The organism is Roseateles oligotrophus, assembly GCF_025717515.1.
GTDB lineage: Bacteria > Pseudomonadota > Gammaproteobacteria > Burkholderiales > Burkholderiaceae_C > Paucibacter_A > Paucibacter_A oligotrophus.
Window position 1 is genome coordinate 273,002 of record NZ_JAJIRN010000001.1, and the last position, 19,898, is coordinate 292,899.

Genomic DNA, 19,898 nt, shown 5'->3' on the forward strand with positions numbered 1-19,898 from the left:
TCAAAGTTTGTTTTAGGACGGAAGGCGTCAATGGCGCGAGCGCCGCACCAAGCTGCCAACGTCGAGAATCAGCGCAACCCGGCCATCGCCCATGATGGTGGCCCCCGAAACATCGGGCACCTTGCGATAGTTGGCTTCGAGGTTCTTGACCACGACTTGTTGCTGGCCGAGCAATTCGTCGACCAGCAGAGCAACACGCCCGCCCTCGGCCTCAACCACCACCATGATGGTGCTGACATGCTCAAAGTCGAAGCGCGGCACCTGGAAGATCGTCTCGAGTCCGATCACCGGCATGTATTCGTCACGCACCTCGACCACCCGGCCCGAACCGGCCACCGTCTTGATGGTGTCGGCCTGCACCTGGAAGGATTCGATCACCGAAGACAGCGGCAAGATATAGACCTCTTCGCCGACGCCAACGCTCATGCCGTCCATGATGGCCAGGGTCAGCGGCAAACGAACCGAGACCTTCATGCCATAGCCTTCGGCGGAGTCGATCTCGACCGTGCCGCCGAGCGAGGTGATGTTTCGTTTCACCACGTCCATGCCGACTCCGCGCCCGGAAACATCGGTGACTTGATCGGCGGTCGAGAAGCCCGGTGCGAAGATCAAGTTCCAGACGTCCGAATCGCTCATCGAATCGGGCGCGTCGATGCCTTTTTCGCGCGCCTTCTTGATCAGACGGTTGCGGTTCAGGCCGTTGCCGTCGTCGCGCACTTCAATCACGATGGAGCCGCCTTGGTGCGAGGCGACCAGGGTGATGGTGCCATGCTCGGGCTTGCCTTTGGCCAAACGGTCGGCAGGCATCTCGATGCCGTGGTCGCAGCTATTTCTAACCAAGTGCGTCAGCGGATCGGTGATCTTCTCGACCAAGCTCTTATCCAGTTCGGTCGATTCGCCTTGCGTTACCAATTCGACCTTTTTGCCCAGCTTGGCCGCCAAATCACGCAACATGCGCGGGAAGCGGTTGAACACGATCGACATCGGGATCATCCGAATCGACATCACCGACTCTTGCAAGTCGCGGGTGTTGCGTTCCAGATCGGCCAGGCCGGAGGTCAGTTGCTGATACAGGCCTGGCGCCACATCGCGGCTGTTCTGTGCCAGCATGGCTTGCGTAATCACCAATTCACCGACCAAGTTGATCAGTTGGTCAACTTTTTCGATCGATACCCGCAGCGTCGATTGCTCCATGCCTGCGGCAGGACCCGCGGCGGGGCGGGCGACTGCGGCCGGGGTGACGGTGGCGGGCTTGGCCGGTTCGGCCTGCACCTTCAATTCGCTGGTGGCGGCGGAGGCTTCGGGCAGGCCCGGCGCATTGTCAAAGAAGCCATAGCCCAAGTCGGCTTCTTGAGATGAGGCTGGCGTCGCAGCGGGAGATCCGGGCGAGCCCTCGTGGAAGCCGAAGCCCGGCCCGAGGGGCAAGAGCTCAACCTGCTCACGGGCCACGTGGAAGGTAAAGAGATCCAGCAGATCACCGTCTGAACTGCTGGTTAGAATTTTGAAGCGACGCACGCCGTCCGCTGCCACGCCCCCGTCCAAGGGTTCAATCGTGCCGAGGTCGGTAATCTCTTTGAAGAGATCAACCAGGTTATCGGCCAAGCTCAGGTCGGTCAAAGGGCCGACACGCATTTCCAATTCGCGCACGCCAGGTCTTACTGGGGCAGCCTTGCTGGCTTTGGGCGCTGCGGCGACCGGGGCAGGAGCAGGCGCCGCCTGTGGTTCGTAAAACTCCTCCTGCTCGCTCTCTACGAAACCACGGATGCTGGTCAAGAGATCGGTGGTGTCGACAGCGGCCGCGCCGGATCCTTGGTGGCGACCCAGCTGGGCGCGCAAGGCATCGCCCGATTGCAGCAAAGTGTCGACCATCGGAGAGGTCGGGCTGAGCTCGTGGCGACGCAACTTGTCGAGCAGGGTCTCCATCTGGTGCGTCAACTCGGCCACATCGCTGAAGCCGAATGTCGCGGCCCCGCCCTTGATCGAGTGAGCGCAACGAAAAATCGCATTCAGCTCTTCGTCGTCGGCGGTCTCGATGTTGAGGTTGAGCAGCATCTGCTCCATATTGTCGAGATTCTCACCGGCTTCCTCAAAGAAGACCTGGTAAAACTGGCTGAGGTCGATTCCAGCGCTCAGGCTGGCGCCCTCGGAAGTCATTTCTCCCATGCTCTACTCCAATTTGACGACGGTTTAGCGAATGACTTTGCCAATCACTTCGATCAGCTTGGCTGGGTCGAAGGGCTTCACCAACCAGCCGGTTGCACCTGCGGCGCGACCAGCCTGCTTCATCTGGTCGCTGGACTCGGTCGTCAGGATCAGGATAGGGGTGGTCTTGAACTTGGGGTTGTCGCGTAACTTCTTGGTCAGGCTAATGCCGTCCATACGCGGCATGTTCTGGTCGGTCAGTACCAAGTCGAAGTCACGTGTCGTCGACTTCTCCAGCGCGTCTTGCCCATCAACCGCTTCAACGACATTGAAGCCAGCGTTTTTGAGTGTGAAGGCGACCATTTGGCGCATCGAGGCCGAATCGTCCACGGCAAGGATTGAGTGCATTGTTGTCTCTCCGGGGTATCAAGCTGATTTCGGTAAATATCTTGGATTCTTTAGAACAATTCGATCGAACCGGCGTCCATCTCGTCTTGCGTGACCGGGTTGGGTCGCAAGGGTGCAAGTTCAACGACGGATTCGCCGTCTTCATCGTCACCAAAGGTGTCGCGTGCGAGTTGATCGGCGCAGTTGCGCAGGCGCTGGCTGGTGTGGGCAATCAACTGCGTGGCCATGTCCTGAAATTGCAAGGCCGTGATGGCTCCGGCAATGTCTTCCATGACTTTTTTCAAAATTGGATTGGCATTTGACGCCTGCTCTCCAGAACTCTGGATCAATCCATTGACATGATTCGATGCGCTGTAGAAGTGCAGGGAGAGCGCCTCTCCCGCATCATCCAGTAGGCGCTGCAGCCGCTCCAGATCATTGGTTACTGTCATCAGATGATCCTGCAGCTCGGCGGCCGCCAGCAAAGGGGTCATCCCTGGGTCGAAGGGATCGATTGATTCGTTCATCGGCATCTTTGCTCCATGCTTATTGTTCTCCTGGCGGCAAAACCTGACCCTCAAAAAAGAAGTCGGCTTGGACACACCACGGCGACCAGTTGCTTGAACGCATCTTCGGCATTTCTTGCTCGTCTGTCGACTGGACAATGGCTACAGAAGCAGGCTATTTCTCGGAATCTACACAGGCTCCCGATTTGTGGCAAGGGTTAACCCCTTGTTTGGGCAAAATCATGCAGCAAACTATCCAATGAGACGGGTTCCCCCAGGGTTTACGTTCACGCAATGCCTGCATACTTCTCCCCCATGCCGATTCCAACTGCCGAGCGCCACTTGCGCGTACTCCATATAGAAGACTCCGAGCTGGATCATCAATTGATCATGGCGCAGTTGCGCCGTGCCGGACTGAATATCCAGCTTGAGCGCATAGATACCTTGGCCGAGGTTAGTCGTGCCTTGACCGAGCCCTGGGATGCCTTGATTTCAGACTACAACTTGCCCGGGTTTTCGGGCTTGGTGGTGCTTGACATGTTGAAGGCCAGCAAGCAGCTCTTGCCCTTCATCTTGGTCTCGGGAGAAATTGGCGAGGACACCGCCGTGGCGGCGATGCGCACCGGAGCTTCCGACTATCTATTGAAGAAGGACCTGGCCCGCTTGGCGCCTGCGCTTTTGCATGCGATTGAGGCGAGTGAGTCGGAGCGCGCGCGGATTGAGGCCGATCGAGAGTTGATCAAGTCCAAGCAGCGCCTGCATGAATTGGCCGGCCATTTGCAAACGAGTGTCGAGATGGAGCGCGCCGCCATAGCGCGCGAGATTCATGATGATGTGGGTGGCTCCTTGACCGCCCTGAAGTTCGACTTGGCCTGGATCCAGCGTCACGCCAAGGATGCGGGCGTTTTGCAACGTGTCGAGTCTGCTTTGGAGACCGTCACCGGCGCGATCGAAGCCAGTCAGCGCATCATGCAAAACCTGCGGCCGGCGATTCTGGAGCAGGGTCTGGTGGCAGCGGTGCAGTGGATGGCGGCGCGCTTCGAGCGCCGCACCGGCATCGTGGTGACCCTGCGTTGCAGCAGTGAAAACGACATGCAGTTGCCAGCTGGGGTGCCCCTGGTGGCTTACCGCACGGCCCAAGAAGCACTTACGAATGTTTCCAAACACGCGAATGCCAGCCGGGTTGATATCGACCTGAGCGTCGATTCCGGGGTCTTGACACTTGAAGTTAGCGACAATGGGGTCGGCATTGCGCCCGGGGCCTTGGCCAAGGCGCGCAGCTTTGGCATTCGCGGTCTGCATGAACGCGCCGCAACCGTAGGGGGATGGGTGGACTTGAGCAGCAATAACAAAGGCGTGAGCCTGATACTTTCGGTGCCACTGCAAATGGAGTCGGTGGACTTCGCCGGCGTCGATGAACAGTTGGCCTCTGGGCGCGCTGCGGGCGAGTCGACCGAGTCGACGGTGTGGGCGCGGCCATGATCAAGGTCATTCTTTGTGATGACCATGCGCTGATTCGTCGCGGCATCCGCGACACCTTGTCCGATGTGCCCGATATCGAGGTCATCGGCGAAGCGTCCGACTATGGCGAATTGCGCAGCCTGCTGCGTGATCTGGGGCCGAATTCGGCCATCGATGTGCTGGTGCTGGACATCAATATGCCGGGCCGCAGTGGCCTTGACGTGTTGCATGTGATGAAGGACGAAGGCACCTCCATCCGCACGTTGATCGTCTCGATGTACCCGGAGGATCAATACGCGATCCGGGCCCTGCGCGCCGGGGCCTATGGTTATGTCAACAAAGGTGGCGACCCGCAGGTGCTGGTGCAGGCGGTGCGCACGGTAGCGCAGGGGCGCAAATACGTGACGCCCGAGATCGCGCAGATGCTGGTCGAGAGCCTGACCGCGCCGGTCAATGAGCAGGCGCACCAAAAGCTTTCCGACCGCGAACTGCAGACCTTGGTGATGATCGCCTCGGGCAAGCGCCTGTCCGATATTGCCGAAGAATTGACGCTGAGCCCCAAGACGGTGAGCGTTTACCGTGCGCGGGTGCTGGAGAAGTTGGGCCTGGCGAATAATTCCGAGCTGACGGTGTACGCCATTCGCAACGGTTTGGTGGCGAGTTGAGCTAGTGCCGGCGAGGGGTGTTTTTCCATTGATGGAAAATCGCTGTGGGTGGTAAAACTGCGGCCTTGCCCTTGTCAAGGTGACAGCGGCCATTTCATGTCAGCCCGCATGACAAACTCCGAACTGCAAACGGAAGCTAAATCGGACTCGCTGGTCCGCCGCTTGACGCGCGTCAACTTGCTGGTATTGGCGGTGACGATGATGCTGACCTTTGCCTTGATCGCCACGGCCTCGCTGCTGGTGGCCCGAAGTCAGCAGGCACAATCGGCCGAACAAGATGCGCAATTGTTGGCCAATAGCCTGGCACCGATGCTGGTGTTTGAGGATGTTGATGCAGCCCAGCTTGAATTGACGGTCTTCGCCCGGCGTGGCGGTGTGCTTGAGGTGCAGGTTTTGAAGGTTGGCAACGCCGCATTTACTCATTGGCTTGAGCAAGGGCAGGCCAGCCAAGCATTGAAGCTGATGCCGCCTGAGTTGGCAAACATTCCGGCCTTGCGGCAGATGCATCTGAATTCGCTCAATGTTTGGGTGCCCATCAAGCTCAAGGGTGAGTTGGTGGGGGCACTGAACGTTCATCAGAGTTTGAGAGCATTGCAACACACGGTGCTGCGCATGGTTGGTGTGGCGGCGATCTTGATAGGCTTGGCGATCTTGGTGGCCGGGCGATTATTGCGTTGGGTCCAAAAACGGGCTTTGGCGCCGATCGTTGAGCTCTCTGAACTGGCTGAACAGGTTTCCACCAGTCAGGACTACAGTCAGCGCGCGCGCGTCCACCGTGCCGACGAGGTGGGGCGCTTGAGCGAGCGCTTCAATCAGATGCTCAAGCGGGTGGAGATCAGCCAGACCGAGCTGAACCAGCAATTGCAACGCGAGCAATTGCTTGGCCAGCAGTTTGAACAGTTGGCCCATCAAGACAGCCTGACCCAGTTGCCCAATCGCCTGTATTTCCAGTCGGCCTTGCAGCGGAATATCGCCAGCAGTTGCGAACTTGGCAAGTTGATGGCCTTGATGTTCATTGACCTGGATAACTTCAAAACCGTCAATGACAAGCATGGGCATGACGCTGGTGATGCGGTGTTGCGCGAGGTGGCCGCCCGCATGTCGCGGGTTTTGCGGGCGGGCGACGTGCTGTGCCGGCTGGGTGGCGATGAGTTCGGGCTTATCTTGCCGGAACTGGCCGATGAGGCCCCCGCCGAAGCTTTGGCGCTGCGCCTGATCGCTGCGATTCGGGAGCCTATGATCATCGGTGATCATTTGATGCCTATAGGCGCAACGGTGGGTCTGGCCTTTTGTCCCATCGATGAGGTCGAGGCGTCACGGCTTTTGAGTGCTGCCGATGTGGCGATGTATGCGGCCAAGCGGGCCGGCAAGAACACCTTTAGGAGGGCCGGACATGCTGCTTCGTCCTAATCTGCTGTCTGCAAGCCTGTTGCTGCTATGTATGGCGGCGCCGGCGTTGACGCAGGCCGGCGACGAGCCTGCGCAGGAAATGGGTCTTGAAGAGTTGCTGCGCCAACCGCTCACGCAAGTGCCGCGTGATGTCGAAGTCAGCACATCTTCGCGTTTCGCGCAAAGCGCCGCGCAGGCGCCGTCGGCCACCTACGTCATCACGGCCGCAGATATTGTCCGCTTCGGCTTGCGCAATATGGCGGACATTCTGCAGGCTCTACCCGGGCTTTACACCACAGGGGATGGGACTTTTACTTATGTGGGTGCGCGTGGCTTGGGGCGGCCGGGTGACCTCAATTCGCGCCTGCTCTTCCTTGTCGACGGCATGCGTGTGAATGAAAATGTCTTCGACGCCGGCTTGCTGGGCGGAGACTTTTTCGTCGACACCGAGTTGATCGAACGAGTCGAGTTCGCGCCCGGGCCGGGCTCGGCGCTGTATGGCAATAATGCTTTCTTGGGTGTGGTCAATGTAATGACCAAGCGGGCGGATAAATTGGCCGGGGCGGAGGTCCATGCCAGTCGCGACTCGCTCGGTCTGCAGCAATTGCGAGCCAGTTGGGGCCATCGCTCCGAGGCCGGTTGGGAAGGATGGCTGGCCGCCAGTGAGTTCAGGCAAGACCGCATACGCTTGCCCTACGAAACCCTCGCCGAAGAGGTGGACGGGCGGCGTGAACGCTTTTGGGTTCGAAGCAAGCGCCTGTTGGGTAATGTTGGCGCGGGCGGCTGGGCGCTGCGTGGCGGCGTCAGCGAATTGATCAATGGTTTGCCGGAATTGATGCCAAACAGCATTCCGCTGGCATTTGAGCAAGCCTCTATTCATAGCGACAACAGCTTCGTTGCATTGAGCCACGAGCGCAGCCTCACCCCTGACTGGGACTTGTTTGCCAGTATGTCGGTCAAGCGCAGCCTGTACAAGGAGCGCTACCCATCCAACGACCCCGAAACCGGCCGCCAGCGTTTTTACGGTATGACGGCGCGAGGTCGCTGGTCGAATTGGGATCTGCGCCTGAGTACAAGGCGCTGGGTGGCACATCGCTTGATGGCCGGTGTCGAAGTTCAAGACGATGCCGAGCAGCGCATCTCTTTGGGCATGGAGGGCGAGCCGCCCTTTGCTGAATTCTTTGGCGACAACCGGCGGGTGGGTTTTTTCATTCAAGATGAGTGGACCTTGAATGACACGCAGCGCTTGATTCTTGGCTTGCGTCGGGACAGCTCGAGGGTGGCCGAGTCCAGTGTCAACCCAAGACTGGCCTGGGTCTGGAGCGGCATCCCCGATGCGACGCTGAAGCTGATGTATGGCAGCGCGTTTCGGGCCGCCAATTTGAATGAATTTTCGCTCAATAGATCTTGGGAAGTGGCTCCGCCAAAGCCGGAACGGGTGAAGACGCTGGAAGCGGCCTGGGATCAGGCCCTGACCCCGCAGTTGCAATACCGGCTGTCGCTTTATGTTTCGAGGTTTTTGGATCTGATCGACCTCAATCAAGTGGACTTGCCGGTATATGAAAACAGCGCGGCGTTGCGCAACTACGGCGCTGAATTGGAGCTGGAGCGGCGCTGGGATCAGGGCGCGCGACTGCGTGCGGGCCTGTCCCTGCAGCGCACGCGGGATCAGGCGGGCGCTGGTCTGAGTAATTCGCCGCCGGCGCTGTTCAAGCTGTTTTTCAGCCAGCCGATTTTGGGCGACTCCCTGCAAGCTTCATGGCAGGTGTTTGCGATGAGCAGGCGCCACACCGCGGCTGAAGATTTGCCGGGTTATTTGCTCAATAACGTCAATTTGCTATGGCGCCCGCGCCTTGATTTGGATTTGAGTCTGGGTGTCTACAACCTTGGCAATACAGCCTACTTTGATCGCCCCCGGATTGATATGCCGCCGGCCAGACAAGCCGGGCGCACGGTGCAACTCGGTCTGACTTGGAGGTTCGACTCATGAGATGCGCAGTCAAAACATGGTTGCTGCTGCTTGGCTTTTTGTCGGCGTTCGGTACTCGCGCCGCCCCGGCGCTGGATGACGCACAATTGAAGGCTGCCTTCATCTATCGCTTTGCCCAGTTCACCCAATGGCCGCCACCGCCGGCGCGAGAGTTCATCTATTGTGTGGCCGGCAACGTCGGCATGCAGACCGCGCTACAGGCGCTAACTTTGAAATCACATGGCGAAGTGAACAGCCGCCTGCAGGTGTTGACCGACCCCCAGCAGGCGGCGCAATGCCATTTGCTGCTGCTCGGTTTTGACGACAGGGCCCAATTGCAACGCTGGCAGGCGGCACTGACGAATGAGCCCGTCCTGGTGGTGGGTGACAGCGCCGAAGCCTTCCGCAATGGCGCGGTGATCGCGCTGGTGGCCGAGCCCAACGGTTTGGCTTTTCGCATCAATCACACCGAGGCCAAGCGCCGCGGCTTGATACTTAGCTCGCACATGCTGAAGCTGGCGCGCGAGGTGAAGTGAGCTTTCAGAGCCGCAAGGCCTGGGCTTGCAAAGGCCAAGCGAGAGCCCGCTGCACGAAGCCCGTCAAGGCCTCGGCGCTGCCGGTGGTCTGCAGAATTGGCGGCGCGGCCTGACCGCTCACGCCCAATGCCTGCCACTGCTTGGCAGTCTGTTGCGCCACCGCCGATTCGATATTCAGCAGTTGTACCTGCGGCCCGAGCGCCTGCTGCAGCGCCGACTGAATCAAAGGGTAATGGGTGCAACCCATCAAGACGGTGTCCACCTCGGCGGCGATCAGCGGTTCGCATAACTGCATCAGCAATTGCCTCAGGGCAGGCGTGTCCAACTCGCCTCGTTCAATCAAGGCGACCAGCCCCGGGCAGGGCTGGCTGAAGACCTCGGTTTGCCCGGCATGGCGGGCGATCAGGTCGGCAAAGCGGGCGCTGGCAATGGTGGACGGGGTTGCCATCACGCCAATGCGGCCGTTGCGGCTGGCCGCCACCGCCGGCTTGATGCCGGGCTCGGTGCCGACGATGGGCAAGTCCGGCCAGCGCTGCCTCAGTGCGCCAATCGCGTGCGCGGTGGCGGTGTTGCAGGCCACGACCAAAACGCGGGCGCCCTGGGCTATCAAGTGTTCGGCCACGGTCAGGCTGCGCCGAATGATGTAGTCGGGTTCGCGCTGACCATAGGGCGCATGCGCGGTGTCGGCCACATAAAGCATCGGCACATCGGGCAATTGCCGGCGCAACTCGCGCAGCACGGTCAGACCACCCACACCAGAGTCAAAAACACCCAGGCAGGCTTGAGGGGAAGAAGGGCTTGTCATCATTAAGTGCGGCAGTCTAGCTTTTGTAGACAGGCGGCCTCGGCTTCGTGGCTAGAATAGAACGATCGTGCTTTTTTGCGCCTTTGCCGCAAAGAAGCTGCCGGGCTGCCGAGCCGCCCCCGTAGAATCTGGTTAACGTTAACGTCAATTAGTCTTGGAGTAATCGAAAGATGAAAGTCCTGGTCCCAGTCAAACGCGTGGTCGACTACAACGTCAAGGTGCGCGTCAAGAGCGACGGCAGCGGCGTGGATATCGCCAACGTGAAAATGTCGATGAACCCCTTTGATGAAATCGCCATCGAAGAAGCGGTGCGCCTGAAAGAGAAGGGCATCGTCACCGAGGTGATCGCCGTCTCTTGCGGCGTCACGCAATGCCAGGAAACCCTGCGCACCGCAATGGCGATCGGCGCCGACCGTGCCATCCTGATCGAGACCGATGCCGAGTTGCAGCCCTTGGCCGTTGCCAAGCTGCTCAAGGCGCTGGTCGACAAGGAGCAGCCCGGCCTGGTGATCCTGGGCAAGCAGGCGATCGATGATGACTGCAACCAGACCGGCCAGATGCTGGCCGCGCTGACCGGCATGCCGCAGGGCACGTTTGCCAGCAAGGTCGAGCTGACCGCAGACTCGGTGGCCGTGACGCGTGAAGTCGACGGTGGCCTAGAAACGGTCAAGCTGAGCCTGCCTGCCGTCATCACCACCGACCTGCGCCTGAATGAGCCGCGTTATGTGACGCTGCCCAACATCATGAAGGCCAAGAAAAAGCAGATGGACGTGATCAAGCCGGCCGATCTGGGTGTGGACGTCGCGCCGCGCATCAAGACCCTCAAGGTCGAGGAGCCGCCCAAGCGCAGCGCCGGCATTAAGGTGGCCGATGTGGCTACTCTGGTTAGTAAATTGAAGACAGAAGCGAAGGTGATCTGAGATGCGCGCACTCGTTATTGCTGAACACGACAACGCCCATATCAAGGGCGCCACTTTGAATACCGTCACCGCTGCTGTGGCGATCGGCGCCGAGGTTGACCTGCTGGTGGCCGGCTTCAATGCCGCCGCAGCCGCCGCTGCCGCTGCGCAGATCGCCGGTGTGGCCAAGGTCTTGCATGCCGACGCCGCTGCGCTGGAAAACGGCTTGGCCGAGAACCTCGCCGCCCAAGTGTTGGCGATTGCGTCCGGCTACACCCACATCCTGTTCCCGGCTACCGCCTCGGGCAAGAACGTGGCGCCGCGTGTGGCCGCCTTGCTGGACATGGCCCAACTGTCCGACGTCACCAAGGTCATCAGCGCCGACACCTTCGAGCGCCCGATCTACGCCGGCAACGCGATCGCCACCGTGCAAAGCGGTGACGCGGTCAAGATCCTGACCGTGCGCACGACCGGCTTTGACGCTGCCGCCGCCAGCGGTGGCAGCGCCGCTGTTGAAGTGATCGCAGCCGCTGCCGACAGCGGCAAGAGCAGCTTTGCCGGCCGTGAAGTGACCAAGAACGACCGCCCCGAGCTGACGGCAGCCAAGGTGATCGTCTCCGGCGGCCGCGCCCTGGGTTCCAACGACAAGTTCATGGAAGTGCTGACGCCCTTGGCCGACAAGCTCGGCGCCGCACTCGGTGCCTCGCGCGCCGCTGTGGATGCCGGTTATGCGCCGAACGACTGGCAGGTCGGCCAGACCGGCAAGATCGTCGCCCCGCAGCTCTACATCGCCTGCGGCATCTCGGGTGCGATCCAGCATCTGGCCGGCATGAAGGACTCCAAGGTGATCGTCGCGATCAACAAGGATGCCGAAGCACCGATCTTCTCGGTCGCCGATTACGGCCTGGAAGCCGATCTGTTCGTGGCCGTGCCGGAACTGGTCAAGTCGCTTTGATTTCACCCGTTTGAGAAACAAGCCCGAAGGCGCCCGACTACATGGTCGCGGCGCCTTTTTTCTGGAGACAAGACAATGAGCTACCGCGCCCCCGTTAAAGACATGTTGTTCAATATGCAGGCGCTTGCCGACCTGCCGGCCCTGAACAAGATTCCCGCTTTTGCCGACTTCGACCTCGACACCGCGCAAGCCGTGTTGGAAGAATGCGCGAAGCTGAGCGAGGCCGTGATCGCCCCGTTGAATTGGGAAGGTGACAAGAACCCTTCCTATTGGAAAGACGGTCAGGTCTTCACCACGCCCGGTTTCAAGGAAGCGTTCAAACAATTCGCCGAAGGTGGCTGGCAGGGCCTGCAGCACCCGGGCGAGTTCGGGGGGCAGGGCTTGCCCAAGACCATAGGCGCGGCCTGCGGCGAGATGATCAATAGCGCCAACGTCAGCTTTGCGCTGTGCCCACTGCTGACCGACGGCGCGATCGAGGCCTTGCTGACGGCCGGCTCCGACGAGCAAAAATCGGTCTACCTGCCCAAGTTGGTCGACGGCAGCTGGACCGGCACGATGAACCTGACCGAGCCACAAGCCGGCTCCGACCTGGCTCAAGTGCGCACGCGCGCCGAGCCTCAAGCCGGCGGCACTTATAAGATCTTCGGCACCAAGATTTTCATCACCTATGGCGAACACGATATGGCCGAGAACATCGTCCATCTGGTGCTGGCCCGCGTGGTCGGCGCGCCCGAGGGCGTCAAGGGCATCAGCCTGTTCCTGGTGCCGAAATTCATGGTCAATGCCGACGGCAGCTTGGGCGCCCGCAACGACGCGCATTGCGTGTCGATCGAGCACAAGATGGGCATCAAGGCCAGCCCGACCGCGGTGCTGCAATTTGGCGACCATGGTGGTGCCGTTGGGACCTTGATCGGTGAAGAAAACCGTGGCCTGGAATACATGTTCATCATGATGAATGCGGCCCGCTTCGGCGTCGGCGTGCAGGGCATTGCGGTGGCCGAGCGTTCCTACCAACAAGCGGCGAGCTTCGCCCGCGAGCGCGTGCAGTCGCGCCCGGTCGACGGCAGCACCGCAGCCGGTGGCGGCGCAGCACCCATCCTGCACCACCCCGATGTGCGCCGCATGTTGATGACGATGCGTGCGCTGACCGAAGGTTGCCGGGCGATGTCCAGCGTGGCGGCCAGCGCCTATGACACCGCCCATCACCACGGTGACCCAGCGGTCGCCAAGCAGGCGCAGACCTTCTATGAATTCCTGGTTCCTCTGGTCAAGGGTTACAGCACCGAGATGAGTTTGGAGGTCACCGACCTGGGCGTGCAAGTGCATGGCGGCATGGGCTTCATCGAGGAGACCGGCGCGGCTCAGCATTACCGTGACGCCAAGATCCTGACCATTTACGAGGGCACAACCGCGATCCAGGCCAATGATCTGGTCGGCCGCAAAACCGGCCGCGACGGCGGCGCTTTCGCCCGCTCGGTGGCCGGCCTGGTCGAGGCGACCGAGGCGCAGTTGGTCTTGCGCGTTAGCAGCGCGGCGGCCCAATCCATGTTGAAGCGTTTGTCGGCCGCACGCTTGGCTTACCTCGATGTGGTGGACTTCATCGCGGCGAATTCGCGCAGCAATCCGAACGCCGCCTATGCTGGCTCGGTGCCTTATCTGATGTTGGCCGGCAATCTCGTCGCTGGCTGGCAATTGGCGCGCTCGCTCTTGGTGGCCGAGGACCGGTTGGCGGCCGGCGAGGACGCCGCCTTCATGTCCGCCAAGATCGCCACCGCGCGCTTTTATGCCGAGCATATTCTGAGCCGCTCCGGCGGCCTGCGCGATGCCATCGTCGAGGGCGCGGACAGCGTCACCGCGATGTCGCTCGACGCTTTCTGATCGGAGACTATTTCAATGTCCTTGCCTCCAATTCTGCAAAACCTGCCGCTGCCCATCATCGGCTCGCCACTCTTCATCATCAGCAATCCGAAGCTGCTGATTGCCCAGTGCAAGGCCGGCGTGGTCGGCGCCATGCCGGCGCTGAATGCCCGCCCAGCCGAGCTGCTGGACGAGTGGCTGAACGAGATCACCACCGAGCTGGCGGCCTACAACCTGGCCAACCCGGACAAGCCGGCCGCGCCGTTTGCGATCAACCAGATCGTGCACAAAAGTAACGACCGGCTTGAGCATGACATGGCCGTCTGCGCCAAGTACAAGGTGCCCATCATCATCACCTCGCTGGGCGCGCGTGAAGATGTCAACCAGGCGGTGCATGCCTGGGGCGGCATCGTGCTGCATGACATCATCAACAACAAGTTCGCCAAGAAGGCGATCGAAAAAGGCGCCGACGGCCTGATCGCCGTGGCGGCCGGCGCGGGAGGCCATGCGGGTGTGAAGAGCCCGTTCGCGCTGATCCAGGAAATTCGTCAGTGGTTCGACGGCCCGGTCGCCTTGTCGGGCTCGATCGCCACCGGCGATGCCGTGTTGGCGGCGCAGGCCATGGGCGCGGACTTCGCCTATATCGGCTCGGCCTTTATCGCCACCGAGGAAGCGCGCGCGGCGGACGCCTACAAGCAGATGATTGTGGACAGCAATAGCGACGACATCGTCTACAGCAATTTGTTCACCGGCGTGCACGGCAACTATCTGCGCGGCTCCATCGTCAATGCCGGCATGGACCCGGACCATCTGCCCGAGAGCGACCCGAGTGCGATGAACTTCGGCGGCAGCTCCGCCAAGGCCTGGAAAGAAATCTGGGGCTGCGGCCAGGGCATTGGCGCGGTGCGCGAGGTGCTGCCGGCCGGCCAACTGGTCGCACGCCTGGCGGCCGAGTATCAGGCCGCCCGGGCGCGTTTAGCGTTGCGCTGATCAGGTCTTGAGCTGCAGGTTGACGCGGTCCAGCACCTGCTCGGGCGCGTCGGCTTCCAGGTCGTTCTCGTTGTTCAGTTGACTGTTCAGGCGCTCTACGTCCAGATCACCGGTCCATTTGGCCACCACCAGGGTGGCCACGCCGTTGCCGATCAAATTGGTCAGCGCGCGCGCCTCACTCATGAAGCGATCGATGCCCAGGATCAAGGCCAGGCCCGCGACCGGGATGCCGCCGACGGCGCTGAGCGTGGCGGCCAGCACGATGAAGCCGCTGCCGGTCACGCCGGCCGCGCCCTTGGAGGTCAAGAGCAGCACAGCCAACAGGGTCAGTTGTTGCGTCAGCGTCATCGGTGTGTTGGTGGCTTGTGCGATGAAGACGGCGGCCATGGTCAGATAGATCGAGGTGCCGTCCAGATTGAAGGAATAGCCGGTCGGGATCACCAGGCCGACGGTGGACTTCTTGGCGCCCAGGTTCTCCATCTTGGCCATCATGCGCGGCAGCACCGATTCCGACGAGGAGGTGCCCAGCACGATCAGCAGTTCTTCCTTGATGTAGCGGATGAACTTGAAGATCGAGAAGCCATGGGCGCGAGCGATGCTGCCCAGCACGATGACGATGAATAGCAGGCAGGTCAGGTAGAAGCTGCCCATCAGCTTGGCCAACTGCAGCAGCGAGCCCAGGCCGTATTTGCCGATGGTGAATGCCATCGCACCGAAGGCACCGATCGGGGCCAGCTTCATGATGTAGCCGACGATCACGAACAGCACATGCGAGCTCTTCTCGATCAGGTCGAACACCAGCGTGCCGCGGCCGCCAAAGCGGTGCAGGGCAAAGCCAAACAGCAGCGCGATCAAGAGCACTTGCAGCATCTCGCCCTTGGCGAAGGCATCGACCACGGTGCTGGGGATGATGGCGAGCAAGAACTCGGTGGTGGTCTGCATCTTGCCGGGCGCCGTATAGGCGGCAATGCTCTTGGTGTCCAGCGCGGCCGGGTCCACATTCATGCCGGCGCCGGGCTGCAGCAGGTTGACGACGATCAGGCCAATCACCAAGGCCAGGCTGGAGACGATCTCGAAGTAGAGCAGGGCCAGGCCGCCGGTCTTGCCGACCTTCTTCATGTCTTCCATGCCGGCGATGCCGACCACCACGGTGCAGAAGATGATGGGCGCGATGATCATCTTGATCAGCTTGATGAAGCCGTCGCCGAGCGGCTTCATCGCCGCGCCGCTCTCCGGGTAGAAATGGCCCAGCAACACACCCAAGACGATGGCGGTGATGACCTGGGCGTAGAGCGATTTGTAAATGGGTGTTTTGGCTTGCACGATGGACTCCGATGTCGACGATGCGGCATCTTGCGTCCGGCGGGCTGGTCTGGATATGAGGGGATTTACATACAGGGCAACAGCCGGCGACGCTCAGCCCAGGCGGTACCGGCTCATCAAATCGGCTCGGCGTGAGGGTTCGAAATTGATGCGCGCCGGGTCGCGCCCGACCACGGCCAGCAGCCGCTCATCCATCACGCGAAACCACAGCGGCGGGATATAGGCGATGCTGAACATGCCGAAATAGCCGCTGGGCAGTTGCGGCAGATTCTCGAAATGGCGCAGCGATTGGTAGCGGCGCAGCGGGTGGGCATGGTGGTCCGAGTGGCGCTGCAAATGGAACACTGCCCAGTTGGAAAAGATGTGATTGCTGTTCCAGGAGTGATGCGGCTGGCATTGCTCGTAGCGGCCGTTGGGCAGCTTTTGGCGCAGCAGACCGTAATGCTCAATGTAGTTGGCAGAAGTCAGCTGGAAGTTGGCCCAGAAGGCGGTGGCCAGGATGAAAGGCAGCAATGCTGGCCCGAGCCAAACCACCAAGCCACCCCAGAGCGCCACCGTGATCAGCGCCGGCTGCAAGATCTCGTTGTGCAGCGACCAGACCGGCAGTTCCGCCTTGCGCAGCCGCGTGCTTTCCAAGCCCCAGGCGCGCTTGAAGGCGCCGGGCATTTCGCGCAGCACGAAGCGGTAAATCGACTCGCCCATGCGCGAGGAAGCCGGGTCCAGCGGCGTTGCCACATCCCGGTGATGGCCGCGGTTATGTTCAATATAGAAATGACCATAGGCGGTGGTGGCCAGCACCAGCTTGGCCAGCCAGCGCTCGAGCGTTGTTTGCTTGTGGCCCAACTCATGGCCCAGGTTGATGCAAAAGCCGCCGACCGAGCCGGTGATGATCACCATAGCCAACACGCCATGCCAGGGCAAGTCATGCGTGGCGACAAACCAGGCGCAGAAGGTGAAGGCCAGCCACAAGATCGGCACCAGCGCATAGGTGATGCGGCGATAGAACAGGTCGGCGTCCAAGGCCGGCACGGCGGACTCGGGCGGGTTGCTGCGGTCGCTGCCCAAGAGCCAGTCGATCAAGGGCACCACGCCGTAAAGAAAGGCCACCGGCAGCCACAGCAGGCGCGCGTCGCCGCTCCACAGTAGCAGGGCCGGCCCCAAGGTCACCGACGCCGGCACCAGCAGGCTCATCAGCCAGGCATAACGCTTGCGGTCCACATAGGGGACTTGGGCCGGTTCTTGTTGCATAGGCTTGGGCACGCTGAGGGTCATTGTCTGTCTCCTGTTGTTTGTGTCAGTGTGGCCGGCTCGCCCCCGTGCAAACACCGTGGCAAGTGGCAAGTGATCGTCCTAAAGTGACAAACAATGAGTCATCAGCAAAACCCCATCCAAGCAGCGAAGGTGCATCCCACCTATGCGCGGCTGTTATGCATGTTGCTGCGCGGCCTGGGGGCGGACATGGAGCTGGCGTTGGCCGAGGCCGGTTTGAGCTGGGAGGGGCTCGCGACTGAGGAGAAGATGCTGGACTTTGCTGTCGTGCAGCTGTTGGCGCAAGCGGCAATTGCATCTAGTGGCCGGCCCTGGTTGGGCATCGAGTTGGGGCAGATGGCGCATATCTCGGCCCACGGCGCGGTAGGCTCGGCGGTGGTGGCCAGCCGCGACCTGCGCCAGGCGCTGGCCACGGTGGTCCGTTTTTCCAGCCTGCGCAATGATTTGCTGCGCTTTGACTTGGACGAACAGCCTAGCGGCGCCGTACTGCGGGTGTATGAAAGTACCGACCTGGGCGCGGCCCGTGGCTTTGTGCTGGACACCGTGTTCGGCACCGCAATGCGCTTGATGGAGACCGTGGTGGGCTACAGGCTGCGGGGCTTGCGCGTCGAGCTGCCTTTTACCGAGCCGGCTTGGCGAGAGCAATACGAGCGCTGCGCTGACGGCAGTGTGCTTGTCTTCGATGCGCCTTTGCTGGCTTTTCACCTCGGTGCGGCCATGCTTGAGGCGCAATGCATAACGTCGAATGCACGCGCCTTTGAGGCGGCGCGCGAAGATTGCGAACGAGAACTCGCGCTGACGGCGGGAGGCATCGGTCCCTGGTCGCAGCGCTTGCGCCAGCAATTGCTGCAGCGGCGCCCGCCGCAGCCCTATCCGACGGCGCTGGCCTTGGCCGAGGCATGCCATGTTTCGGTGCGCACGCTGATACGCCGCTTGCGCGCCGAAGGCAGCAGCTACCAGGCCTTGCTGGACGGCGTGCGCCAGGAGCAGGCGCTTTGGCAGCTGCGTCACACCCAGAACTCGGTGGAAGAGATTGCCGCACAGCTCGGTTTCGAGGATACGTCCAACTTCAGCCGCACCGTGCGGCGCTGGTTTGGGCAGACGCCCTCGGGTCTGCGCGAGCGCTTGCGGGCCTGAATCGTCCAGGCGCGCAAGCATCTTGGCCCTTACTTGATATTGGTGAAGCGAGCTTCCGGCCGGTCATCCGAGCGGTGCACGGTTTCAACGTTGGCGCGCATCGCCCAGGGCCGCATCTGATGGTGCAGCGGGATGAAGAAGGACTCGTCCCGCACGCGCAGCAAGGCCTCGCGGATCAAGGCATTGCGCTTGGCCACATCAACCTCGGTCTTCATGCTGTCGATCAAATGATCGAGCTGCGCGTCGCTCAACTTTGAATAGTTGAAATTGCCATCGGCGCCGCTGGTGCGGGTGTGGGCCAGGCTTTGCAGGGTGAACTGTGCGTCGAAGGTGGCCACCCCCCAGCCCAGCATATAGAGCGGCGCCTCGAAGCGCTGGAAGGTCTGGCTGTGTTGCGAGAAGGGCAGGGCGGCCAGACGCGCCTTGATGCCGATCTTGGCCCACATCGCCACCACCGCCTGGCAGACCTCTTCGTCGTTGACATAGCGGTTGTTCGGGCAGTTCAGCGGCACCTCAAAGCCGCTCGCGTAGCCGGCCTCGGCTAACAGCTTCTTGGCCTTGTCGGTGTCTGCCTTGAGCGGCACATCGAGATCGGGCGTGTTGCCGTTGACGCCGGGCGCCACCATGATGCCGGCGGGGATGGACAGGCCGCGCATGATGGTGCGCTTGATCGCCTCGCGGTCGATTGCCACGCTCATCGCCTCGCGAACTCTTCTATCCTTGAAGGGGTTTTTGCCCTTGACGCTGGCCCCGGCCAACTCTTCGCTGCTCTGGTCCATCGCGAAGAAGATGGTGCGCACCTCGGGGCCTTCGACCACCTTGAGCTTGGCATCAAGCTTGAGCTTGGCCACATCTTGGGTTGGCAAGTCAGTCAGCATGTCCACGTCACCGGACAAGAGTGCCGCCACCCGGGTCGGGTCCGATTTGATCGGGGTGTAGACCACTTCGCTGATATTGCTGGCATTCTTTGCGTCCCACCAGTCTTTGTTGGCGACCATGGAGATCTTCTGGTCGGGCTGCCAGCCGGTGATCTTGTAGGCGCCGGTGCCCATCGCGTTGCGCGAGGCGTAGTTGTCTTCCTTGGCCTTGTAGTCCTGCACATTGCTGGTCTTGTTCTTCTCCGCCCAGGCCTTGCTCATGATGCGGAAGTCGATGATGCTGCGAAGCAAGATCGGGGTTGGAGCGCTCAAGATGAAATCGACGGTGTGCTCGTCGATTTTCTTGATCTCCTTGATGCCGGCCACATAGGTCTGCATCGTGCCCTGCGGCTGGCTGATACGCCCGAAGGTGAAGATCACATCGTCGGCGGTGAAGGGCGAGCCGTCATGAAACTTGACGCCCTTGCGCAAGTCAAAGCGAACCTGCGTTGGCGTGATGTAGGTCCATTTGGTCGCCAGCGCTGGCTCGACCTGGTATTTGTCGCCATAACGGGTCAAGCCCTCGTAGGCATGCATCAGGATGGCGATGGTGGTCGTGTGATTCTGTGAATGCGGGTCCATCGTCAGAATGTCGTTCTGAGCGGCCCAGCGAAGTGGCGTGGCGTCGGCGCTGCCGATGGCCAGGCCCAATGTGATGATCGCAGCGGCGAGTTTTGTCTTGTACATGAGG

The 19,898-nt window shown here is 61.1% G+C and carries 17 protein-coding genes; 10 read left to right on the forward strand and 7 right to left on the reverse strand.

The features are described 5' to 3' along the window. Positions 1–27: 27 nt before the first annotated feature. From LNV07_RS01355 to LNV07_RS01365, 3 genes are read right to left on the reverse strand one after another with little or no spacing between them, the layout of a single operon-like run. Positions 28–2,163 carry a chemotaxis protein CheA gene (locus LNV07_RS01355; protein WP_263569372.1) on the reverse strand — a complete coding sequence of 712 codons (2,136 nt, stop codon included), beginning with the start codon at positions 2,161–2,163 and terminating at the stop codon, positions 28–30. Positions 2,164–2,187: 24 nt separating this feature from the next. Further along, a complete protein-coding gene (locus tag LNV07_RS01360; protein ID WP_263531893.1) occupies positions 2,188–2,550 on the reverse strand; it encodes a response regulator in 363 nt (120 codons plus the stop codon). 50 nt (positions 2,551–2,600) lie between these two features. Beyond that, the gene (locus tag LNV07_RS01365) at positions 2,601–3,062 is read right to left on the reverse strand and encodes a hypothetical protein (protein WP_263569373.1); all 462 of its coding nucleotides are present in this window, start codon (positions 3,060–3,062) and stop codon (positions 2,601–2,603) included. Positions 3,063–3,350: 288 nt separating this feature from the next. Here LNV07_RS01365 and LNV07_RS01370 point away from each other — a divergent pair, with 288 nt between their 5' ends. The 5 genes from LNV07_RS01370 to LNV07_RS01390 all read left to right on the forward strand — a co-directional run bounded on the left by LNV07_RS01370 (position 3,351) and on the right by LNV07_RS01390 (position 9,055). Further along, positions 3,351–4,517 (forward strand): hybrid sensor histidine kinase/response regulator, encoded by a 1,167-nt coding sequence (locus tag LNV07_RS01370; RefSeq protein ID WP_263569374.1) that lies wholly within the window; start codon positions 3,351–3,353, stop codon positions 4,515–4,517. Then, entirely contained in the window at positions 4,514–5,161 is a 648-nt protein-coding gene (locus LNV07_RS01375; RefSeq protein ID WP_263569375.1) for a response regulator, read from the forward strand. The genes LNV07_RS01370 and LNV07_RS01375 overlap by 4 nt, the downstream gene beginning before the upstream one ends. Positions 5,162–5,269: 108 nt before the next feature. Continuing rightward, positions 5,270–6,571 carry a sensor domain-containing diguanylate cyclase gene (locus LNV07_RS01380; protein WP_263569376.1) on the forward strand — a complete coding sequence of 434 codons (1,302 nt, stop codon included), beginning with the start codon at positions 5,270–5,272 and terminating at the stop codon, positions 6,569–6,571. Continuing rightward, a complete protein-coding gene (locus LNV07_RS01385) occupies positions 6,555–8,540 on the forward strand; it encodes a TonB-dependent receptor plug domain-containing protein (RefSeq protein ID WP_263569377.1) in 1,986 nt (661 codons plus the stop codon). The genes LNV07_RS01380 and LNV07_RS01385 overlap by 17 nt, the downstream gene beginning before the upstream one ends. Beyond that, positions 8,537–9,055, forward strand: coding sequence for a YfiR family protein (locus LNV07_RS01390; protein ID WP_263569378.1), 519 nt, complete (start codon positions 8,537–8,539; stop codon positions 9,053–9,055). The genes LNV07_RS01385 and LNV07_RS01390 overlap by 4 nt, the downstream gene beginning before the upstream one ends. Positions 9,056–9,059: 4 nt before the next feature. Here LNV07_RS01390 and murI read toward each other — a convergent pair whose 3' ends face one another. Then, positions 9,060–9,860 carry a glutamate racemase gene (gene murI / locus LNV07_RS01395; protein WP_263569379.1) on the reverse strand — a complete coding sequence of 267 codons (801 nt, stop codon included), beginning with the start codon at positions 9,858–9,860 and terminating at the stop codon, positions 9,060–9,062. A gap of 170 nt (positions 9,861–10,030) precedes the next feature. Here murI and LNV07_RS01400 point away from each other — a divergent pair, with 170 nt between their 5' ends. From LNV07_RS01400 to LNV07_RS01415, 4 genes are all read left to right on the forward strand, one after another. Then, a complete protein-coding gene (locus LNV07_RS01400) occupies positions 10,031–10,780 on the forward strand; it encodes an electron transfer flavoprotein subunit beta/FixA family protein (RefSeq protein ID WP_263569380.1) in 750 nt (249 codons plus the stop codon). Between the two features lies 1 nt (position 10,781). Beyond that, entirely contained in the window at positions 10,782–11,714 is a 933-nt protein-coding gene (locus LNV07_RS01405) for an electron transfer flavoprotein subunit alpha/FixB family protein (protein ID WP_263569381.1), read from the forward strand. A 75-nt stretch (positions 11,715–11,789) separates the two neighbouring features. After that, on the forward strand, positions 11,790–13,592 hold the full coding sequence (locus LNV07_RS01410) for an acyl-CoA dehydrogenase (protein ID WP_263569382.1): 1,803 nt from the start codon (positions 11,790–11,792) through the stop codon (positions 13,590–13,592). 15 nt (positions 13,593–13,607) lie between these two features. Next, a complete protein-coding gene (locus LNV07_RS01415; RefSeq protein ID WP_263569383.1) occupies positions 13,608–14,561 on the forward strand; it encodes an NAD(P)H-dependent flavin oxidoreductase in 954 nt (317 codons plus the stop codon). Here the strand turns inward: LNV07_RS01415 and LNV07_RS01420 are convergent, their stop codons facing one another. Further along, on the reverse strand, positions 14,562–15,884 hold the full coding sequence (locus LNV07_RS01420) for a dicarboxylate/amino acid:cation symporter (protein ID WP_263569384.1): 1,323 nt from the start codon (positions 15,882–15,884) through the stop codon (positions 14,562–14,564). A gap of 93 nt (positions 15,885–15,977) precedes the next feature. Next, on the reverse strand, positions 15,978–17,156 hold the full coding sequence (locus LNV07_RS01425) for an alkane 1-monooxygenase (RefSeq protein ID WP_263569385.1): 1,179 nt from the start codon (positions 17,154–17,156) through the stop codon (positions 15,978–15,980). Between the two features lie 93 nt (positions 17,157–17,249). Here LNV07_RS01425 and LNV07_RS01430 point away from each other — a divergent pair, with 93 nt between their 5' ends. Next, positions 17,250–18,290 (forward strand): AraC family transcriptional regulator, encoded by a 1,041-nt coding sequence (locus LNV07_RS01430; protein ID WP_263569386.1) that lies wholly within the window; start codon positions 17,250–17,252, stop codon positions 18,288–18,290. A gap of 29 nt (positions 18,291–18,319) precedes the next feature. On the opposite strand, the gene LNV07_RS01435 is transcribed toward LNV07_RS01430, so the two are convergent. Further along, positions 18,320–19,894 (reverse strand): ABC transporter substrate-binding protein, encoded by a 1,575-nt coding sequence (locus tag LNV07_RS01435; RefSeq protein WP_263569387.1) that lies wholly within the window; start codon positions 19,892–19,894, stop codon positions 18,320–18,322. Positions 19,895–19,898: the final 4 nt, after the last annotated feature.

Bases quoted from the DNA above. Each gene is read 5' to 3' on its own strand.
- LNV07_RS01410 (WP_263569382.1), top strand. From the start codon at position 11,790: ATGAGCTACCGCGCCCCCGTTAAAGACATGTTGTTCAATATGCAGGCG.
- LNV07_RS01415 (WP_263569383.1), top strand. From the start codon at position 13,608: ATGTCCTTGCCTCCAATTCTGCAAAACCTGCCGCTGCCCATCATCGGC.
- LNV07_RS01390 (WP_263569378.1), top strand. From the start codon at position 8,537: ATGAGATGCGCAGTCAAAACATGGTTGCTGCTGCTTGGCTTTTTGTCG.
- LNV07_RS01370 (WP_263569374.1), top strand. From the start codon at position 3,351: ATGCCGATTCCAACTGCCGAGCGCCACTTGCGCGTACTCCATATAGAA.
- LNV07_RS01405 (WP_263569381.1), top strand. From the start codon at position 10,782: ATGCGCGCACTCGTTATTGCTGAACACGACAACGCCCATATCAAGGGC.
- LNV07_RS01360 (WP_263531893.1), bottom strand. From the start codon at position 2,550: ATGCACTCAATCCTTGCCGTGGACGATTCGGCCTCGATGCGCCAAATG.
- LNV07_RS01435 (WP_263569387.1), bottom strand. From the start codon at position 19,894: ATGTACAAGACAAAACTCGCCGCTGCGATCATCACATTGGGCCTGGCC.
- LNV07_RS01385 (WP_263569377.1), top strand. From the start codon at position 6,555: ATGCTGCTTCGTCCTAATCTGCTGTCTGCAAGCCTGTTGCTGCTATGT.
- LNV07_RS01375 (WP_263569375.1), top strand. From the start codon at position 4,514: ATGATCAAGGTCATTCTTTGTGATGACCATGCGCTGATTCGTCGCGGC.
- LNV07_RS01425 (WP_263569385.1), bottom strand. From the start codon at position 17,156: ATGACCCTCAGCGTGCCCAAGCCTATGCAACAAGAACCGGCCCAAGTC.
- LNV07_RS01430 (WP_263569386.1), top strand. From the start codon at position 17,250: ATGAGTCATCAGCAAAACCCCATCCAAGCAGCGAAGGTGCATCCCACC.
- LNV07_RS01365 (WP_263569373.1), bottom strand. From the start codon at position 3,062: ATGCCGATGAACGAATCAATCGATCCCTTCGACCCAGGGATGACCCCT.
- murI (WP_263569379.1), bottom strand. From the start codon at position 9,860: ATGACAAGCCCTTCTTCCCCTCAAGCCTGCCTGGGTGTTTTTGACTCT.
- LNV07_RS01380 (WP_263569376.1), top strand. From the start codon at position 5,270: ATGACAAACTCCGAACTGCAAACGGAAGCTAAATCGGACTCGCTGGTC.
- LNV07_RS01400 (WP_263569380.1), top strand. From the start codon at position 10,031: ATGAAAGTCCTGGTCCCAGTCAAACGCGTGGTCGACTACAACGTCAAG.
- LNV07_RS01355 (WP_263569372.1), bottom strand. From the start codon at position 2,163: ATGGGAGAAATGACTTCCGAGGGCGCCAGCCTGAGCGCTGGAATCGAC.